The sequence below is a fragment of the Chromobacterium haemolyticum genome (genome assembly GCF_002081825.1).
GTDB lineage: Bacteria > Pseudomonadota > Gammaproteobacteria > Burkholderiales > Chromobacteriaceae > Chromobacterium > Chromobacterium fluminis.
In genome coordinates this window covers 36,606-56,306 of record NZ_MUKU01000020.1, presented here as the reverse complement: position 1 = coordinate 56,306, position 19,701 = coordinate 36,606, and the positions used below count along the sequence as shown (strand labels likewise).

Here is a 19,701-nt window from a genome sequence, read left to right as displayed (position 1 = left end):
CATTGGGTTCCCTCACCCCAATCCAATAAAAAGGCCGACATCATGTTTAGCTTTACCCGTCAGCAGCGGCTGTCCGCGCTGCTGTGGCTGTCCTTGTTCCACATCGCCATCATCGCGTCCAGCAACTACCTGGTGCAACTGCCCATCACCGTGTTCGGCTTCCACACCACCTGGGGCGCGTTCACCTTTCCCTTTATTTTCCTGGCCACCGACCTGACCGTGCGCGTATTCGGCGCGCCGCTGGCCCGCCGCATCATTTTCGCGGCGATGCTGCCGGCGCTGGCGATCTCCTACCTGATTTCCACCCTGTTTTATCAGGGCGCCTGGCAAGGCGTCGCCGCGCTGGCCAGCTTCAATGTATTCGTCGCCCGCATCGCCGTCGCCAGCTTCGCCGCCTACGCGCTAGGCCAAATCCTGGACGTGCAGGTGTTCAACCGCCTGCGCCAGCTGAAAACCTGGTGGATCGCTCCGGCCTCGGCCATGTTGTTCGGCAATATCAGCGACACGCTGGCCTTCTTCTTCATCGCTTTCTACCAGAGCAGCGACCCGTTCATGGCCGCCAACTGGGTGGAGATAGCACTGGTGGACTACAGCTTCAAGCTGCTGATCTGCCTGCTGTTCTTCCTGCCCATGTACGGCGTGATCCTGAACCGCATCCTGAAGCAACTGAGCTTGCGCGGCGTGGAGCCTCAATTGCGCGCGGCTTAAACGACTCCAAGCTCGGACCGGACGCCCCCAGCAAATGGGGGCTGACACAGCCTTTTCCAACGCGCCGACACGAGCCAAACACGGCCGGATTGATTACAATCGGCCATCATGAGTGAAAACTGCTTCCACTGCGGCCTGCCGGTGCCGCCCGACGTCCAGTTCCCGGTCAAATACCGTGAAGTCGATCAGCCCACCTGTTGCGCCGGCTGCCAAGCGGTGGCGGTCACCATCATCCAGTCCGGTCTGTCCGATTACTACCAGCACCGCACCGAAGGCGCGCGCCAGGCCGAACCGGTGCCGCGCGAGTTGCTGGAGCAAATCAAACTCTATGATTCCGACGAGCTTCAGCGCAGCTTCGTGCGCTTTGAAGCGGAATATCTGAGGGAAGCCTCGCTGATGCTGGAAGGCATCACCTGCGCCGCCTGCGTCTGGCTCAACGAGCAGCACATTCGCCAGTTGCCCGGCATCGTCAGCGTCGACATCAATTACAGCAACCACCGCGCCCGCGTGCGTTGGGACAATAGCCGGGTCCAATTGTCCACCATCCTGGAAGCGGTCAGTGCCATCGGCTACCGCGCCCATCCCTACGACGCCGAGCGCCAGGAAGCGCTGAACCAGAAAGAACGCAAACAGGCGATCAACCGCCTGTGGGCGGCCGGCCTGTCCATGATGCAGGTGATGATGTACGCGGTGCCCATCTACCTGGCGCCGGACGGCGAGATCACGCCGGACTTCCTGTGGCTGCTGCACTGGTCCAGTTTCATCCTGACCCTGCCGGTGGTGCTCTACTCCGCCGTGCCCTTCTACCGCGCCACCTGGCGCGACCTCAAAACCCGGCGCGTGGGCATGGACACTCCGGTGACCATCGGCATCCTCACCGCCTTCCTGTCCAGCTTCTGGGCGCTGATCAACAAGGTGGAACACGGCGTCTACTTCGACTCGGTGTCGATGTTCGTGTTCCTGCTGCTGGGCGGCCGCTACCTGGAGGGCATCGCCCGGCGCAAGGCCGGCGAGGCCACGGAAAGCCTGGTCAAGCTGATCCCCGCCTTCGCTCATCGCCTGACCGGCTGGCCGGATAGGCGCGAGAGCGAGGAAACCACGGTGGCGCAGCTGCGCCCCGGCGACGTGATCCTGATCAAGCCCGGCGAGACCATTCCCGCCGACGGCCTGGTGCTGGACGGCCATAGCGCCAGCAATGAAGCGCTGCTGACCGGCGAAAGCCGCCCGGTGACCAAGGATGCCGGCGCGGCGGTGATCGCCGGCAGCGTCAACGCCGCCAGTCCCTTGGTGGTGCGGGTGGAACAGACAGGCCAGGACACCCGGCTGGCCGGCATCGTGCGGCTGCTGGACCAGGCGCTGGCGGAAAAGCCGCGGCTGGCGGTGATCGCCGACCGCTTCGCCAGCGGGTTCGTCGCGCTGCTGCTGCTGGCCGCCGCCGGCACTTATATCGGCTGGCACTATATCGAGCCGGACCGCGCGCTGTGGATCATGGTGGCGGTGCTGGTGATTTCCTGTCCCTGCGCGCTGTCGCTGGCCACCCCGGCGGCCTTGACCGCCGCCTCCGGCCACCTGGCGGCGCTGGGGGTGCTAACCACCCGCGGCCACGCGCTGGAAACCCTGCCCAAGATCAGCGACGTGGTCTTCGACAAGACCGGCACCCTGACTCATGGCGACATGCGGCTGCTGGACAGTTGGACCGCGCCCGGCCGCGACGCGGCCGCGGCGCTGGCCACGGCAGCCGCGCTGGAACAGGGCTCGGAGCATCCGGTGGCGCGCGCCTTGCTCGCCGCCGCCGGCGACGGCCCTCACCAGGCGACGGAAGCGCTGCGCAACCATCCTGGCCGCGGCGTGACCGGCCGGCTGAACGGCCGCGACTGGCGCATAGGCTCGCCGGAATTCATCGCCGCGCAACTGGGCGACTGCCCTCTTCCCTCCGCCGACTGGCACGGCGATAAAACCCTGATCGCGCTGGCGGACGAGAGCGAACTGGTGGCCTTGTTCGCCATCGGCGACGCAGTCCGCGCCGACGCCGCGCCGCTGCTGCGCCAGTTGAAACAACGCGGCTTGCGCGTGCATCTGCTCAGCGGCGACGGCGTCGGCCCTGCCTCCAACTTGGCGCGCCAGCTGGACATCGACGCCCACATCGCCCGCGCCACGCCGGAGGACAAGCTGGCCTACGTCGGCCGCCTGCAAGCCGCTGGCAAGCGCGTGCTGATGGTGGGCGACGGCATCAACGACGCGCCGGTGCTGGCCAAGGCCGACGTGTCCATCGCCATGGGCGGCGGCACCGACGTGGCGCGCGCCAGCGGCGACATGGTGCTGATAGGCGACCGGCTGGGACTGATCGCCAACGCTTTCGAACTGTCTCGCAAGACCTTGTCTGTGATACGTCAAAACTTGTGGTGGGCCGCCGCTTACAATATCGTGGCGCTGCCCTTGGCCATCGCCGGCCACGTTACGCCGTGGATCGCCAGCCTGGGCATGGCGTCCAGCTCTCTCATCGTAGTCGGCAACGCCCTCCGACTGGTCAAACGGAAATCCTGATGGAAAGCCTGTACCTGCTCATCCCGCTCAGCCTCGTGCTGGCCTTCGTCATCGGCGGCATTTTCTGGTGGGCCACCCGCAACGGTCAGTTCGACGATATGGAAGGCCCGGCTCACCGCATTCTGATGGATGACGACAAGCCCAAGGACGACGGCAACGTGCCTCCCGGCGACTAAGAGCCACCACACGCCCAAACCGCTCCCGGCGCGTCCTTGCGCCGGGGCTTCTCCAAGCCCTGACTACGCGCCCATCTGTCCCGGCACAAGCCCAAATCCCACCCAAACTGAATAAAATCAAGGACAAAGCGCTGCAATCGCTTTCGTTCTCCGATTTTTGCTGTAAAATCGCGCACCTTGAGCAATATTAGCTAATCATCATCTAATAATCGTTGGATCCGCCTGGCCCGGCGCCATGCGCCAGCCGGTCAGCTTCCGCACCTTCATCTCAGGGTTGTTCGTGAATACCTTACAAGCTCTCGTCGGCATGTTGTTCCTGCTGGGCACCGCCTATGCGCTGTCCACCAATCGCAAAGCCATCAACTGGCGCATCGTGCTGATCGGCCTGATCATGCAAAGCACGCTGTTCTTGGTCATCAACTACGTACCGGCCGCTCGCGCGGTGTTCGAAGCCTTCGGCTCCGGCTTCGCCAAAGTACTGACCTTCTCCGGCGAAGGCGCCGCCTTCGTGTTCGGCGACCTGGCCAAACCCAACGGCAGCATGGGCTTCTTGTTCGCCTTCATGGTCTTGCCCGTGATCATTTTCTTCTCCGCCTTCAGCGCCCTGCTCTACCATTTGGGCATCTTGCAGCGCGTGGTGGCCGGCATGGCCTGGGTGATGAAACGCAGCATGAAGCTATCCGGTCCGGAAAGCCTGACCGTGGCCGGCAACATCTTTCTCGGCCAGACCGAGGCCCCGCTGCTGATCCGCCCCTATATCAAGCACATGACCCGCTCCGAGCTGGCCTGCGTGATGATTGCCGGCATGTCCACGCTGGCCGGCGGCGTGCTGGCCGCCTATGTCGCCTTCCTCGGCGGCAGCGACCCGGCGGAACAGGCTAAATTCGCCACTTATCTGCTGATGGCCTCCTTCATGAACGCGCCGGCAGCCGTGGTGTTCGCCAAGATCATCTACCCGGAAACCGATCGCGGCCACACCTCCAGCGACAAACTGGACTACAGCCAGGACGACGATCAGGGCAGCTTCATCAACGCCATCGTCAACGGCGCGATGTCCGGCATGAAGATGGCCGCCGCGGTGGCCACCATCATCCTGGCCATCGTCTCCATGATCGCGCTGGCCAACTTCGTGGTGAAGGACGGCATCGGCGCGGCGCTGGGCGTCAACGAGATGATCAAAGCCTCCACTAACGGCGTGTTCGACGGCCTGACGCTGCAATACCTGTTTGGCCAGGCCTTCCGCGTGTTCGCCTTCATGATGGGCGTGAGTTGGCACGAAACCCTGGAAGTGGGCAGCCTGCTGGGCCAGAAAATCGTGGTCAACGAGTTCATTTCTTACCTGGACCTGGCCAAGATGAAGGCCGCCGGCACCCTGTCGCCGCAGGCCATCCTGATCTCCACCTTCGCGCTGTCCAGCTTCTCCAACTTCAGCTCGGTGGGCATCTGCGTCGCCGGCATCGGCGCGCTGGCGCCGTCGCGGCAGAAGGAATTGGCCCAGATCGGCATGCGCGCGCTGGCCGCCGCCGTGATGGCGGGTTTCATGACGGCGACCACCGCCGGCCTGTGGATGTCCATTTTCTAAGAACCTGTTTACGATCTGCTGCGCGTCGGCGATACGGCGTTGAAAACCGCTTCGAAATGCTCATGTACCACGCGTACATTCCGCTTTCTCAGCGGTTCTCGCCTTGTCTCGCGAGATCGTACACCGGTTCTAAAAGCAATCACCGCGTTTTGATCTAGTTGTAGCGTGGACAAGCCCAAAGGACTTGCCCACGCTACGAACTCAGGCCTTTGTGCGCGGCGTCTTAATCTTTATGTCACCCCGCGCTCCGGTGCGGGGTTTTTCATGAACACGCGGCGGCGTGCTAAGCTGCCGCCATTTTCACGCGCGGCACCGCCAATGGAACGCAAACACTGGGATATCTTCTGCGCCGTGGTCGACAACTACGGCGACATCGGCGTCGCCTGGCGGCTGGCGCGCCGGCTGGCCCACGACTTCGGCCTGGAAGTGCGGCTGTGGGTGGACGACCTGGCCAGCTTCGCCCGCATCGCGCCCGACCTGGACCCGGCTTTGCCGGTCCAGCGGCTGGCCGACATCGACATCCGCCACTGGCCGGCGGACGGCCCGCCCGCGGGCACCGTGCCCGCCGACGTGGTGATCGAGGCCTTCGGCTGCCGGTTGCCGGAGCTCTTCGAGCAAGCGATGGCCGCCAAGGCGATCAAGCCGGTGTGGATCAATCTGGAATACCTGTCGGCGGAAGACTGGACCCGTGGCTGCCACCGCCAGCCCTCGCCGCATCCGCAGCTGCCGCTGACCAAGCATTTCTTCTTCCCCGGCTTCGAGGCCGACACCGGCGGCCTGATCTGCGAACAGGGCCTGCTCGACGTCCGCCGCCAATGGCAGGACGACGCGCTGGCGCGCCGCGCCTACTGGCAACTGCTGGAGCTGCCGGAACCGGCCGCGGACGAGTGGCGCATCAGCCTGTTCGCCTATGAAAACCCGGCCGTCACCAGCCTGCTGGCCGCCTGGGCATTGGGCGAACGCCCGGTGACCTGCCTGCTGCCGGAAGGCAAGGCGCTGCCGGACGCGGCCCGCGTCTTCGGCTACCCATTGCGCGCCGGCATGCTGGCGCGCCAGGGCCAGTTGACGGTCAAGGTATTGCCGATGACAGACCAGGACAGCTACGACTTGCTGCTGTGGTCCTGCGACCTCAATCTGGTGCGCGGCGAAGACAGCTTCGTGCGCGCGCAATGGGCGGGCCGGCCGTTTCTCTGGCACATCTACCCGCAGGACGACGCCGCCCATCTGGCCAAGCTTGATGCCTTTTTGTCACAGTACGGCGCGGCGCTGCCCGTCGGAGCGGCGCAAGCACTCACAGCCGCCAGCCATGCCTGGAACCACGGCGCCGACATGGCCGCCGCCTGGACGGAATTGGCCGCCTGGCTGCCCGCCTGGCGCGAGCACGCCGCCGTTTGGCCGGAAAAATTGCTGGCGGACGGCGATCTAGGCGACAGACTGCTGCACTTTGTCCGGGAAATCGGCTAAAATACGCCGTTTTTCGGAAACCTTTTTTCCGACTTCAATCAAGAGTTTGGGACTTTTAGTAATGAAAACCGCACAAGAACTCCGCGCCGGCAACGTATTCATGGTAGGCAGCGACCCGATGGTCGTGCAGAAGGCTGAATTCAGCAAATCCGGCCGCAACGCCTCCGTTGTGAAAATGAAGATGAAGAACCTGTTGACCGGCGCCGGCAGCGAAGCCGTATACCGCGCAGACGACAAGTTCGACGTCATCGTGCTGGACCGCAAGGACTGCACCTACTCCTACTTCGCCGATCCGATGTACGTGTTCATGGACACCGAATTCAATCAGTACGAAGTGGAAGCCGACAACCTGGGCGACACGCTGAACTTCATCGTCGACGGCATGGAAGAAGTGTGCCAAGTGACCTTCTACGACGGCAAGGCCATCTCGGTTGAACTGCCGACTACCGTGATCCGCGAAGTGGAATACACCGAACCGGCCGTACGCGGCGACACCTCCGGGAAAGTGCTGAAGCCGGCTCGCCTGGTGGGCACCACCTTCGAAGTTCAGGTTCCGGCCTTCGTCAACACCGGCGAAAAGATCGAAATCGACACCCGCACCAACGAATTCAAGAAGCGCGCCTAAGCGTCCTCTTGCTTCGCAGTGCCCAAAGCCGCCCGGCGCCGATGCGCCGGGCGGCTTTTGTTTTGACCGCGTCTAATTCAACAGGCCATCAGCGCTTGATCCTGGATAAGGGGTCGTCCGGCCGATAAGTGGGCGTCGCTGGCCGCGGCGAACCCACCATCACGCAGAGCAAGGCGTCGTCGTCGCCCACATTCTCTTCGCCGCGGTAGATCCCCGGCGGAATCGAGATCAGATCCCGCGGGCCGACGACCGCCTCCCACCGCTCCCCTTCCAAAGATTCGCAAAACAGCTTCACCGTGCCTTGCAACACAAAGAAGATCTCCTCCGCGTCGGTGTGCAGATGCAAGGGGCCGATATGGCCAGGCGGAATCTTCATCGTGGAAAAAGTGAAGTGCACCGCCGGCACGGTATTGCCGTCGGCGGCCACCCCGGTGGCGCCGGTGCCGACATAGCGCATCTGCGCGCGGCCGTACTCCGGCTTGAAATCCGCCTGAAACTTCAAGGCGTCCCAGTCGTAACGGCGAGTGGAACGCAACACGCAACGCGACGCCATCCACTCGGCAAAGCTCTTGTCGGCCGGCCTGGCCAAGGAAGGCAGAGCCTCCCGCACCAATTCATTCAAACGATCATTGTTCATGGAGGTCTTTCAACGGCGGGCAGCCTGCTCGCAGGCTGGAATGTCGAAACCGGAACGCTGGGAGCGGCGCTGGGCGCCCCATTTGTTCCGTCTATGAAACATGATTTCATTGATGAAATCTTCTATAGCCTAGGCAAGCCGAACCCAGGCCAAATATTAGGGAAAACCCTAATATTTTGCTCGGTTTTCACCTCATAAAGTCGATCATGTTCCACAAATAAATCCTTGTTTTATAGGTGGAACAAAAATAAAAGCCGGCGCATTCAATGACGACCAGGTTTATGAGGAGAAACAGCAATGCCCCCTATCCACTTGCCCCGTACTCGACCGTCCCGCGCCCGACGCCCCCGGACGCTGGCCGCGCTCTGCCTGGCCCTGTCCGCGTCCGCCTACGCCGCGGACTGGTCCGACACCTTTATCGGCTACCGCTTCGGCAACGCCTATCAGGAACCCGGCAACAACCGGGACATCCGCAAACAGATCCTCACCCTCAACCACAGTTCCGCCTATCGCTTAGGCAGCAATTTCTTCGTGCTGGATTACCTGCGCTCCAACGGCGCCGACCCGTCCAGCTCCGGCCCGGACAACGGTGCCACGGAGTTCTATCTCGCCTACCGCCATCAGCTGCAATGGAAAAAACTCAGCGGCAGCACCGCCAACTTCGGCCCGATCCGCGACTTCTCGCTGCAAGCCGGCTTCGACGTGGAAACCAAGAATTCCACCTTTTCCCCGGCCAAACGCATGCTGGTCATCGGCCCCACCGCGCAGTTCGACGTGCCCGGCTACCTCAATCTAGCCCTGCTCTACGCGCGGGAATGGGGCGAATGCGGTCTGACCCCCTGCCGCCAGGCGGGCAATAGCAATAGCGTCGCCTTCGATCCCTTTCCGCGCCTGGAACTGGCCTGGGGCCTGCCTTTCCAATGGGCCGGGCTGCCGCTGAAATTCCAGGGCTACGCCTTTTACAACGCCAAAAAAGGCAAGGATTACCAGAACCGGGACACCGCCGCCGAATACCTGATCCGCCCCTCGCTGATGGCCGATATCGGCCTGCTGGCCTTCAAGACCAAGAACGCGCTTTGGCTGGGTCTGGGTTACGAGCTGCGCCGCAATACCTACGGCAACGCCGGCGGGCCGGGCCTGGACACCAATACGCCCACCCTGAATCTGGAGTGGCATTTCTAATCCGCAAACGGCCTTGCGCCCACGCCAACCCTTTCAAGGAGATTTCATGCCGGACAACCTCAAAGACAGACGCGTTCTGATCACCGGCGGCGCACGCGGACTCGGGCTCGCCTTCGCCCAAAGCGCAGCCCGAGAAGGCGCGGCGGTGGTGATTGCCGACCTGCGCCACGAACTGGCGCAGGCCGAGGCGGAACAGCTGCGCGCCGCCGGCCATACCGCCTGGGCGCTGCCTCTGGATCTGGCCGATCCGGCCTCCATCCGCGGCGGCGTAGATGAAGCCGTCCGCTTGCTGGGCGGGCTGGACGGCCTGGTCAACAACGGCGCGGTCACCGATTCCGGCGGCATTGCCGCCGCCGAACTGGATATTGAGTGCTGGGACCGGGTGATGGCGGTCAACGTGCGCGGCGTCTGGCTGACGACCATGGCCTGCGCTCAGGCGCTGGGCGCCTCCGGCCGCGGCGCCGTGGTGAACCTCGCCTCCGACACCGCGCTATGGGGCGCGCCGCGGCTGCTGGCCTACGCCGCCAGCAAGGGCGCGGTCATCGCCATGAGCCGCAGCCTGGCGCGCGAACTGGGCGCGGCCGGCATCACCGTCAACGCCGTCGCGCCCGGCCTGACCCTGGGCGAAGCCACCGCTCAGGTTTCCGCCGCGCGCCATCGTCAATATGTGGAGCAGCGCGCGTTGGAACGCCCGCAAACCCCGGACGACGTCTGCGGCGCGGTGCTGTTCTGTTTGTCCGATCTTTCCCGCTTCGTCACCGGCCAATTGCTGGCGGTGAACGGCGGCTTCGTCATGCACTGAAGGGACACCCCATGACCGCACTGGATCTACCCGCGGCGGCCGATGAGGCTGTTCTGCTCGGCCTGCGTCGGCGCTTGCGCCAAAGCTTTCCGGAACGCCGCCTGAACGCGGCCGGCCGCGTCTTCGCCTACCGCGAATGCGGCGCCGGCGAGCCAACCATCGTACTGCTGCACGGCATCGGCTCCACCTCAGCCAGCTGGCTTGACGTCGCCGACGCGCTGGCGCCGCATGCTCGCGTACTGGCTTGGGATGCGCCCGGCTACGGCGACTCCACCCCGTTGCAGCAGGCCCGCCCCAGAGCCGGCGATTACGCGCTGGCGCTGGAAAGCTTTCTTAAAGCCGCCGGCGTCACCCGCTGCGCGCTGGTTGGCCACTCCTTGGGCGGCCTGATGGCCGCCGCCCACGCCCACGGCTATCCGCAGCGGCTGGAGCGGCTGTTGCTGGTCTCCCCCGCCCGCGGCTACGGCGCCATTGACCGACGCGCCGACGGCATGCGGATCCGCAAAGACCGGCTGCGCGCGCTGCACACCCAAGGCATTGTCCAAGTGGCTGCGCAAGCGCCCGCCCGCCTGCTCTCCGCCGCCGCCGACGCGACCGCGCGCGCCTGGGTACGCTGGAATATGGCCCAGCTTGATGAGGACGGCTACGGCCAAGCCGTCGAACTGCTGACTGGCGACGACATCGCCCGCTACGCGCCCTCCCCGCTGCCGGTGGCGGTCTGGTGCGGCGAACACGACCTGGCCACCCCGCCCGCGGACTGCCGCGCCGTCGCCGCCGTCTTCGACGCGCCGTTCGAACCGCTGCCCAATTGCGGCCACGCCTGCCATATCGAAGCGCCGGCCGAGCTGGCGGCGCGGCTGCTCGCCGTCATCGCCCCCGTCCCTCTCTAAGAGCAAAGGAAACCGCCATGGATGACTCGAACCATAACGACGACCCGGCCCGCTACACCGTGCCGGCCCTGGAACGCGGCCTGCGCCTATTGGGCGAGTTCAGCCGCAGCGAACCCACGCTGAGCGCGCCGGAACTGGCCCGCCGGCTGGCGCTGCCGCGCTCCACCGTGTTCCGCATGCTGGCCACGCTGGAACAACTGGGCTTCATTGAACGCGCCGAAGGCGGCCGCGACTACCGGCTGGGCATCGCCGTGCTGCGCCTGGGCTTCGAATACCTGTCCTCGCTGGAGCTGACCGAACTAGGTCTGCCGGTGCTGGGGCGGCTGCGTGACCGGATCGGCCACGCCTGCAGCCTGGTGGTGCGCGACGGACGCTCCATCGTCTACGTCGCCAAGGTCAACCCGCCGTCCTGGATCGCCTCCAACATCAATATCGGCGCCCGCCTGCCCGCTCACGCCACCGTGTTTGGCCGCATCCTGCTGTCGGAACTGCCGCTGGAGAAACTACGCGAGCTGTATCCGGAAGAGCATCTGGACATCCACTCCAGCCAGACCCCGCGCAACACGCTGGAGCTGTTCCACCTGCTGCAGCAAGACCGGGAGCCCCCCTGCCTGGTGGGCGAAGGCTTCTTCGAAACCAATATCTCCACCGTGGCGGCCCCGGTGCGCAACCACGGCGGCGCCATCATCGCCGCCATCGGCGCCACCCTCCCCATGCCCAGGCTGGAGCCCGGCCAAGCCGATACGCTGGCCGGCCACATCCGCGCCGCCGCCGCCGAGCTGTCCCGCGCGCTGGGCCACGCCGGCGGCGGCATGGGCAAAGTCATCCACCTGTGAATGGAGCCTCCGATGAGCTTTTGCGATCTTGATCAGTCCGTCGCCGTCGTCACCGGCGGCTCCTCCGGCATCGGCCTCGCCTGTGTCGAACAATTCCTCGCCGCCGGCGCCGCGGTGGCCTTCTGCGGCCGCAGCGCGGAACGGCTGGCTCAGGCCGAAGCGCTGTTGCGGCAACGCTTCCCCGCCGCCCGGCTGCTGGCCCGCGCCTGCGACGTGCTCGATCGCGACGCGATAGCCGCCTTCGCCGCGGAGACGGAAGCCCGGCTGGGCCCGGCCTCCATCCTGGTCAACAACGCCGGTCAAGGCAGGGTATCCACCTTCGCAGACACCAGCGACGAGGCCTGGCTGGAAGAACTTCGGCTGAAATTCCTGTCCGTGATCCATCCTACCCGCAGCTTCCTGCCTCAATTGGAGCGCCGCGCGCCCGCCGCCGTCGTCTGCGTCAACTCGCTGCTGGCCCTACAGCCGGAACCCCACATGGTGGCCACCTCCGCCGCTCGCGCCGGCGTACTCAACCTGGTGCGCTCGCTGGCCACTGAATTCGCCCCGCGCGGCGTACGCGTCAACGGCATCCTGATCGGCCTGGTCGATTCTGGACAGTGGCGGCGGCGCTTCGCCGAACGCGACGATCCGGCGCAGGACTGGGACCAATGGAGCGCCGCGCTCGCCGCGCGCAAACAAATCCCGCTAGGCCGGCTGGGCCGGCCGCAAGAAGCCGCTCAAGCCGTGTTCTTCCTCGCATCCCCGCTCTCTTCCTACACCACGGGAAGCCATCTCGACATCTCCGGAGGCCTGTCGCGTCATGCCAGATAAACACACCGTCACCGTTGGCGAAGCGCTGGCGATCTTTCTCGAAAACTGCGGCGTCAAAGCCGCCTTCGGGGTGATCTCCATCCATAACATGCCCATCCTCGACGCGCTGAACCAGCGCGGCCGCATCCGCTTTGTGCCGGCACGCGGCGAAGCCGGCGCCGCCAATATGGCCGACGCCTGCGCCCGCACCACCGGAGGGCTGGGCGTTTGCCTGACCAGCACCGGCAACGCCGCCGGCGCGATGGTCGAGGCGCTCACCGCCGGCACCCCGCTACTCCACATTACCGGCCAGATCGAAACCCCTTACCTGGATCAAGACCTGGCCTACATCCACGAAGCGCCTGACCAGCTAAGCATGTTGCGGGCGATCTCCAAAACCGCTTTTCGCGTGCGCAGCGCAGAAACCGCGGTCGGCGTGTTCAAGCAAGCGGTGCGCGCCGCCTTGAGCGCGCCCGCCGGCCCGGTCAGCATTGAGATTCCCATCGACATCCAGGCCCGGCGCATTCCCTTGCCGGCCGATCTCGCGCCGCTGCCGCTCATCGCGGCGGTGCCGTCAGAAGCCGCTCTCGACGCGCTGGCGAACCGGCTGGCCGCGGCGCGACGGCCCCTACTGTGGCTGGGCGGCGGCGCGCGCGGCGCCGGCGACGCGGTGCGGCGGCTGCTAAGGCTGGGCTTTGGCGTCGTCAGCAGCACGCAGGGGCGCGGCATCGTGCCGGAAGACGATGAACGCAGCCTGGGCGCCTACAATCTGCAGGCGCCGGTGGAAGCCTTCTATCAAAGCTGCGACGCCATGCTGGTGGTCGGCTCCCGCCTGCGCGGCAACGAAACCCTGAAATACGAACTCAAGCTTCCACGCCCGCTGTACCGCGTCGACGCAGACCCCGAGGCGGAAGGCCGCGGTTACGCCAGCGACAGCTTTGTCTGCGGCGACGCCGCGCTGACGCTGGACGGCCTGGCTAACCGGCTGGAAGGCCGCATGCGCGTCGACCCCGCGCTGCCCGCCGACCTCTGGCGCGCGCGCCAAAGCGCCGCCGAAACCCTGCTGGACGGCTTAGGCCCTTACCGCCAGCTGGTGGACACGCTGCAAGCCCGCATCGGCCGCGACTTCAACTGGGTGCGCGATGTCACCGTGTCCAACAGCACCTGGGGCAACCGCCAACTGCGGCTGTTCACCCCCACCGCTGGCGTCCACGCGCTGGGCGGCGGCATCGGCCAGGGCCTGGCGATGAGCATAGGCGCCGCCATTGGCGCGGCCGCTCACGGCAGCGGCCGCAAGACCCTGGGCCTGGCCGGCGACGGCGGCTTCATCCTCAACCTAGGGGAGCTGGCCACCGCCGCGCAGGAGCAAGCGGATCTGGTGATGATCCTGATGAACGACCAAGGCTACGGCGTGATCAAGAATATCCAGGACGCCCAATACGGCGGCCGCCGGTGCTATGTCGATCTGCACACCCCGGACTACGCCCAGCTATGCGCCTCGCTGCGGCTGCAGCACCGCAAGGTCAGCCGGCTGGAAGACCTGGACACGGCGCTGACCGCCGCCCTGGAACAGCGCGGCCCCTTCTTGCTGGAAATAGACATGCTGTCGATCGGCCGCTTCAAAAGCGTCTTCGCCGGCCCGCCCACCAATAAACAGGAATAAAGCCATGGCCCGCCCCAAGCCCATGCTGGACATCGCCCTGGTAGGCTGCGGCGCCATCGGCGCCGGCGTGCTGGAACTGATCGCCGCGGACCCGGCGCTGCGCGTCGGCCAGGTGCTGACGCATGCGCCGGATGCCCCCCGCGTCCGCGACGCCCTGGCCCGGCTCGCCCCGCAAGCGCGGTCCCTGCGCGCGCTGGCCCCGGACGCGCCCGCGCCGGACCTGCTAGTGGAATGCGCCGGCCACGCCGCCATTGAACAGCACGTGCTGCCGGCGCTGGAACGCGGCATCGACTGTCTGATCGTCTCCGCCGGCGCGCTGACGGACACCGTCATGCTGGAGCGGGTGGAGGCCGCGGCGCGGCGCGGCGGCGCGCAAGCGCGGCTGCTGTCCGGCGCCGTCGGCGCCATCGACGCGCTGGCCGCCGCCCGCCTAGGCGGTCTGGAGCATGTGCGCTACACCGGCCGCAAACCGCCGCGCGCCTGGCAAGGCACAGCGGCCGAACAGGATTGGGACCTGTCCGCGCTGCAACAAGCGCAGTTGATTTTCTCCGGATCGGCGCGGGAAGCCGCGCGGCGTTTCCCCAAAAACGCCAATGTCGCCGCCACCGTGGCGCTGGCCAGCCTGGGCCTGGACCGGGTGCAAGTCCAGCTCTACGCCGACCCGGCCATCAGCGGCAACCTGCACCGCATCGACGCCCGCGGCGGCTTTGGAGAACTCAGCCTCAGCCTGCAAGGCCGCCCTTTGGCCAGCAACCCCAAAACCTCGGCCCTCACCGTCTACAGCGTGGCGCGAGCTCTGCTCAACCATGCCCAGGCCATCGCCATTTAGGAATCCACATGACCTCCTTACCTGCTCCACTGCCCATCTGCATCGCCGGCGACTGGCGTCTGGGCGGCGGCGAGCTCTACCACAGCCGCTACCCGGCCACCAACGAGCCCGTCGCCAGCTTGCGCGCCGCCAACCTTGACGATGTGGAGGCCGCCATTCAGGGCGCGCAGCGCGCATTCGACACCAGCGGCTGGCCGCAATGGAAGCCGCACCAGCGCGCGCGGGTGCTCTACCGCGTGGCCGAAGGCATCCGCGCCCGCGCCGAAGAACTGGCCCAGCGCCAACGGCAGGACAACGGCAAACCTATCCAGGAAACCCGCGCGCTGGTGGCCAGCGCCGCCGCCACCTTTCAGTTTTTCGCCGCCGCCTGTGAAACGCTGGAAGACAGCGTCACGCCCTCGCGCGGCGATTACCTCAGCCTGAGCCTGCATGAGCCCATGGGCGTGGTGGCCGCCATCACGCCCTGGAATTCCCCCATCGCCAGCGAAGCGCAAAAACTGGCGCCGGCGCTGGCCGCCGGCAACGCGGTAGTACTGAAGCCCGCGGAGCTCACGCCGCTGCTGGCGCTGGAACTGGCGCGGCTCTGCGAACAAGCCGGCCTGCCCAAGGGCCTGCTCAGCGTATTGCCCGGCAAGGGTTCGCTGATCGGCGACGCCATCGTGCGCCACCCGCTGGTGCGCCGCGTGGCCTTCACCGGCGGCACCGCCACCGGCCGCCATATCGCCGCGCTGGCGGCGGAAAAGCTGATGCCGGTCTCGCTGGAGCTGGGCGGAAAATCCCCCACCATGGTGTTTGAGGACGCCGATCTCGATCATGCCGTCGCCGGCGTGCTCTACGGCATCTTCAGTTCCTCCGGCGAATCCTGCATCGCCGGCTCCCGCCTCTTCATCGCCCGTCCCTTGTACGCCGAGTTCATGGAGCGGCTGCTCGCCGGCGCCAAGCAACTGCGCCTGGGCGACCCGGCCGACCCCGTCACCCAAATGGGGCCACTGATCAGCGCCGCCCACCGCGACCAAGTGGAAACCCACGTGGCGCGCGCGCTGGAAGACGGCGGCCGCCTGCTCTGCGGCGGCACCCGCCCGCGCGGCGGCCTGTTCGATCGCGGCCACTACTACCCGCCCACCATCCTAGAGGGTTTGGACAACCAGGCGCGGCTGTGCCGGGACGAGGTGTTCGGCCCGGTACTGGCGGCGCTGCCCTTCGACAACGAAGCCGACTTGATCGCCCAGGCCAACGACAGCGTCTACGCGCTGGCGGCCGGTGTTTGGACCCGCGACGCGCAGCGCGCCTGGCACGTGGCTCGCGCGGTACAGGCCGGCACCGTCTGGATCAACACCTACAAACAGTTCTCTGCGGCCACCCCCTTCGGCGGCTGGCGCGACAGCGGCCTGGGCCGTGAAAAAGGCCGACAGGGCATCTTGCAATACATGGAACAGAAAGGCCTCTACTGGGGGCTGAACCCGGAACCGCTGCCCTGGGCGCGCTAAAGAAGTTTTTAGCCGCGGGCCAATACAAAACGTTGGTGTCGTTTCGCGAGTTTCGCGGCTCAAGAAGTATTGAAGTTTTCCGTGGCAAAAAAGTTTTTCAGATAGAGGAGGACTCACTCATGGCGGTAGTAGGCATAGACGAAGTGACCTATCGCGCGGCCAACCTGGCCACCTGTAAACGCTTTTTCCTGGATTGGGGACTGCACTTGGCCCACGAGACCGAGCTGGAGCTGGAATTCCGCAGCCTCAACGACGGCGTGGTGCGCATCGCCCATCCGGACCGACCAGGTCTGCCCGAGGGCCTGGAGGACGGCCCCACGCTGGTGGAAGTGGTGTGGGGCGTGGAGAACGACGGCGACCTCGACCAATACGCCGCTCGGGTTCGCAATCTGCCCGGCTACCGGCGTGAAGCCGAGCGTTTGTACTGCCAAGACCCCTGCGGTTTGAGCATTGCGCTGCAAGTGAGCCGCAAACGGCCGCTGGAGCTGGACTGCGCCCGCTTCAACACTTGGAGCGATCGGCCGCGCGTGGACCAGCGCGGGCCGGTCTACGAAAACGCCCAGCCGATAGAAGTGGGCCATGTGGTGCTGTTCGTCGACCAACGCGAAGCCATGGTCCGCTTCTATTGCGACCGCTTGGGCTTCGCCCTGTCGGATCAATACCCGCAGCGCGGCAGCTTCCTGCGTTGCGCGCCGCGCGGCGGCCACCACGACCTCTTCCTGCTGCAATTGCCCAGCGGCAAGAAAGGCCTCAATCACGTGGCCTTCGCCGTGCGCGACATCCACGAAGTGATAGGCGGCGGCCTGGCCATGGACCGTTGCGGCTGGAAAACCGAACTGGGCCCCGGCCGCCACCCCATCTCCTCCGCCTACTTCTGGTATTTCGAAAACCCGGCCGGCGGCCTGGTCGAGTACTACAGCGACGAAGACGAGCTAAGCGAGGCCTGGCAGCCGCGCGACTTCGAACCGGGCCCGGAACGCTTCGCCGAATGGGCGGTGGCCGGCGGCCTGGACGGCCATACCCGCCGCCCCAAAAGCGCCGCCGCGCCGCGCCCAGGCTTTCTCACCGACAAAACCGGCGAAACCGATCGCTAATCCCTCTTGATAAAGGAGCACACCATGAGCCGAGTCATCCCGCCCCGCGCACTGGAACCGCACCAGGCCCGCCGCGCCGAACCCACCCCCTATGAAGACTTGCTGGGCGACGCCATCGAACGGGCTTACGCGCAGGAAATTCACGATCTGGACGGCCTGGTGGCCCACCTGAACCAGTTTGGCCCGTTCGCCCCCAACGGCGGCAGCTGGAACGAAGCGCTGTTCCGCGCCGAAATGGCGCGCCTGGCTCAATAAACCCATAGAGGAGAACATCATGAGCGATTTCAGCATGGAACAAATCGACGCCTATCTGGCCAAGGGCCTCAAAGACCGCTGGCACATGGTCTGTCCGTCCCGCTTCGTCGGCGACCGCGCCGTCAGCCTGCGCCGCCTCGGATACAAGCTGGCGCTGTGGCGCGAGCCGGCCAACGGCAAGGTCCACTGCCTGGAAGACCACTGCCCGCACCGCGGCGCGCCGCTGTCCATGGGCTTTGTGCTGGGAGACCGCCTGGGCTGCGCCTATCACGGCGTGGAGGTGGACTGCCGCGGCACCGTCACCCGGGTGCCGGGCAGCCCCGGCTGCAAGCTGGAAGGCGCCAAGGCCGCTCGCGCTTTTCACGTGGAGGAGCAGGCCGGCATGATCTTCATCTACAACGCCAGCCAAGAGGTGGACGCGCCGCCTCCGCTGCGGCTGCCGGAGTATCTGAACTCCGACGAATGGAGCCACTTTCCCTGCTATGTGGAATGGGGCAACGACTACCGCTACGTGGCCGACAATGTGATGGACCCGATGCACGGCGCCTTCCTGCACAAGCAATCCCACACCATGTCCGAGGGCGCCAGCCAGGCCGAATTCGCCATCCGGGACCTGGAGCAAGGCTTCGTCTTTGAAAAAACCGGCCAAAAAAACGTCAACTTCGACTGGACCGAACTCATAGACGACGGCACGGCGATGTGGCACCGGCTGGAAATCCCCTATCCCAAGACCGGCGGCCCCGGCGGCAACTTCACCATCATCGGCATGTACACCCCGATCAGCCGCGAACTGTGCGCCGTGGTGTTCTGGCGCTGCCGCAAGGTCAGCGGCTGGCAGCGCGACACCTGGCGCTTTCTGTATAAAAACCGGCTGGAGGCGCGCCACTGGCAGGTGCTGGAACAAGACCGTGTAGCCTTGGAAAACATGGAGCTGGACGCCTGGGACCGGGAGTTCCTGTACCAGCACGATATGGGCATCGTGCGTCAGCGCCGCTATCTGCGCCGCCTCGCCGCCGAACAAATGGCCGCCGCTCAAGGCTGAACCCCGCGTCGGAGCGGCCATGCCGCTCCGCGCCCGCAACGAGATCCCGCCATGACTCAAACCCTGCTCACCCTGCGCCTGGAGGCGATGCGTCGCGAAGCCGACGGCGTGCTCAGCCTGGAGCTGGCCCGGCCGGACGGCGGCCCGCTGCCGCAAGCCGAGGCCGGCGCCCACATCGATCTGCACCTGCCCAACGGCATGGCGCGCAGCTACTCGCTGGTCACGCCGCGCTGCGCGCCGCGCGCCTACGTGGTGGCCGTCCAGCTGGACCGCGCCAGCCGCGGCGGCTCTCTCTACATCCATCAGCAGCTGCGCGTCGGCGCGGAACTGCCGGCTTCCGCGCCCCGCAATCATTTCCGGCTGGAAGAAAGCGCCGGCCAAACCGTGCTGATCGCCGGCGGCATCGGCATCACCCCCATCTACAGCATGTACGCGCGGATGCGCGAACTGGGCCGGCCGGTCAGCCTGCTCTACTGCGCCCGCACCCGCGAACAGGCGGCCCTGGCCGACGACATCGCCCGCGGCGGCCAGCCGATAGACTGGCATATCGACGCCGAAGCCGGCTGCCCGCCCAAGCTCGCCGGTTTTCTGCAGCGCTTCCCCGCCGACAGCCATTTCTATTGCTGCGGCCCCGGCCTCATGCTGGACAGCTTTGAGCAAATATGCGCGGACCTGGCCCTGCCCCATGTCCATATCGAACGCTTCGCCGCCAAGCCCGCCGCGCAGGCCGACGCCGCCGAACGCGCGCCCTACGAAGTGGTGCTGGCCCAAAGCGGGCGCAAGCTCAATGTGGCCGCCGGCCAATCGCTGCTCGACGCCTTGCTGGCCCACGGCGTCAAGGTGGACTGCAGCTGCCGGGAAGGCATTTGCGGCGCTTGCGAAACCCGGGTGCTGGACGGCGAGCCGGAGCACCGCGACTCGGTGCTGAGCCCGGCCGAACGCCAGGCCGGAAAAACCATGATGATCTGCGTCTCCGGCTGCAAGAGCCGGCAGCTGGTCCTGGATCTCTAAACGCGCGCCCGCGATGGGCGCGACGGTCTCCCCCTTCACCACAACCGGCCCCAAGCGGGCCGGCGGGGAGCCTTTGCGCCCG

At 66.0% G+C, this 19,701-nt stretch carries 19 protein-coding genes; 18 read left to right on the top strand and 1 reads right to left on the bottom strand.

Going from position 1 to position 19,701, the window contains the following annotated elements; translation table 11 throughout:
* Positions 1–42 precede the first annotated feature (42 nt).
* The 6 genes from B0T39_RS15455 (at position 43) to efp (ending at position 7,099) form a co-directional block, all read left to right on the top strand.
* Positions 43–708 (top strand): 7-cyano-7-deazaguanine/7-aminomethyl-7-deazaguanine transporter, encoded by a 666-nt coding sequence (locus B0T39_RS15455; protein WP_081548124.1) that lies wholly within the window; start codon positions 43–45, stop codon positions 706–708.
* Between the two features lie 108 nt (positions 709–816).
* Positions 817–3,252 (top strand): heavy metal translocating P-type ATPase, encoded by a 2,436-nt coding sequence (locus B0T39_RS15450; protein WP_081548122.1) that lies wholly within the window; start codon positions 817–819, stop codon positions 3,250–3,252.
* Complete coding sequence (ccoS, locus tag B0T39_RS15445) at positions 3,252–3,428, top strand: cbb3-type cytochrome oxidase assembly protein CcoS (protein ID WP_081548120.1); 177 nt, start codon at positions 3,252–3,254, stop codon at positions 3,426–3,428. Before B0T39_RS15450 ends, ccoS begins: the two co-directional genes overlap by 1 nt.
* A 280-nt stretch (positions 3,429–3,708) precedes the next feature.
* Entirely contained in the window at positions 3,709–5,010 is a 1,302-nt protein-coding gene (locus B0T39_RS15440) for a NupC/NupG family nucleoside CNT transporter (protein WP_081548177.1), read from the top strand.
* Positions 5,011–5,328: 318 nt separating this feature from the next.
* Complete coding sequence (gene earP / locus B0T39_RS15435) at positions 5,329–6,474, top strand: elongation factor P maturation arginine rhamnosyltransferase EarP (protein WP_081548118.1); 1,146 nt, start codon at positions 5,329–5,331, stop codon at positions 6,472–6,474.
* 61 nt (positions 6,475–6,535) lie between these two features.
* A complete protein-coding gene (gene efp / locus B0T39_RS15430) occupies positions 6,536–7,099 on the top strand; it encodes an elongation factor P (protein WP_048411239.1) in 564 nt (187 codons plus the stop codon).
* A gap of 88 nt (positions 7,100–7,187) precedes the next feature.
* Here efp and B0T39_RS15425 read toward each other — a convergent pair whose 3' ends face one another.
* A complete protein-coding gene (locus B0T39_RS15425) occupies positions 7,188–7,736 on the bottom strand; it encodes a cupin domain-containing protein (RefSeq protein ID WP_081548116.1) in 549 nt (182 codons plus the stop codon).
* Between the two features lie 297 nt (positions 7,737–8,033).
* On the opposite strand from B0T39_RS15425, the gene B0T39_RS15420 reads away from it, so the two are divergent.
* The 12 genes from B0T39_RS15420 to B0T39_RS15365 all read left to right on the top strand — a co-directional run bounded on the left by B0T39_RS15420 (position 8,034) and on the right by B0T39_RS15365 (position 19,619).
* A complete protein-coding gene (locus tag B0T39_RS15420; protein ID WP_081548114.1) occupies positions 8,034–8,918 on the top strand; it encodes a hypothetical protein in 885 nt (294 codons plus the stop codon).
* Between the two features lie 46 nt (positions 8,919–8,964).
* Positions 8,965–9,720: an SDR family oxidoreductase gene (locus B0T39_RS15415; RefSeq protein ID WP_081548112.1), complete on the top strand. Its 756-nt coding sequence runs from the start codon at positions 8,965–8,967 to the stop codon at positions 9,718–9,720.
* A gap of 11 nt (positions 9,721–9,731) precedes the next feature.
* Entirely contained in the window at positions 9,732–10,610 is an 879-nt protein-coding gene (locus B0T39_RS15410; protein WP_081548110.1) for an alpha/beta fold hydrolase, read from the top strand.
* 17 nt (positions 10,611–10,627) lie between these two features.
* Positions 10,628–11,446, top strand: a complete 819-nt coding sequence (locus B0T39_RS15405) for an IclR family transcriptional regulator (RefSeq protein WP_081548108.1) — start codon at positions 10,628–10,630, stop codon at positions 11,444–11,446.
* Positions 11,447–11,458: 12 nt separating this feature from the next.
* Positions 11,459–12,259, top strand: a complete 801-nt coding sequence (locus B0T39_RS15400) for an SDR family oxidoreductase (RefSeq protein WP_081548106.1) — start codon at positions 11,459–11,461, stop codon at positions 12,257–12,259.
* A complete protein-coding gene (locus tag B0T39_RS15395; protein WP_081548104.1) occupies positions 12,249–13,901 on the top strand; it encodes a thiamine pyrophosphate-binding protein in 1,653 nt (550 codons plus the stop codon). Before B0T39_RS15400 ends, B0T39_RS15395 begins: the two co-directional genes overlap by 11 nt.
* A 4-nt stretch (positions 13,902–13,905) precedes the next feature.
* On the top strand, positions 13,906–14,730 hold the full coding sequence (locus tag B0T39_RS15390) for an aspartate dehydrogenase (RefSeq protein WP_217806258.1): 825 nt from the start codon (positions 13,906–13,908) through the stop codon (positions 14,728–14,730).
* Positions 14,731–14,738: 8 nt separating this feature from the next.
* Positions 14,739–16,217, top strand: a complete 1,479-nt coding sequence (locus B0T39_RS15385) for an aldehyde dehydrogenase (protein ID WP_081548102.1) — start codon at positions 14,739–14,741, stop codon at positions 16,215–16,217.
* A 119-nt stretch (positions 16,218–16,336) separates the two neighbouring features.
* The gene (locus B0T39_RS15380; protein WP_081548100.1) at positions 16,337–17,311 is read left to right on the top strand and encodes a VOC family protein; all 975 of its coding nucleotides are present in this window, start codon (positions 16,337–16,339) and stop codon (positions 17,309–17,311) included.
* A 24-nt stretch (positions 17,312–17,335) separates the two neighbouring features.
* Positions 17,336–17,566 (top strand): recombinase-like helix-turn-helix domain-containing protein, encoded by a 231-nt coding sequence (locus B0T39_RS15375; RefSeq protein WP_081548099.1) that lies wholly within the window; start codon positions 17,336–17,338, stop codon positions 17,564–17,566.
* Between the two features lie 19 nt (positions 17,567–17,585).
* Positions 17,586–18,608 (top strand): aromatic ring-hydroxylating oxygenase subunit alpha, encoded by a 1,023-nt coding sequence (locus B0T39_RS15370; protein ID WP_081548098.1) that lies wholly within the window; start codon positions 17,586–17,588, stop codon positions 18,606–18,608.
* 51 nt (positions 18,609–18,659) lie between these two features.
* Entirely contained in the window at positions 18,660–19,619 is a 960-nt protein-coding gene (locus B0T39_RS15365; protein WP_081548097.1) for a PDR/VanB family oxidoreductase, read from the top strand.
* The last annotated feature ends 82 nt before the right edge of the window (positions 19,620–19,701 follow it).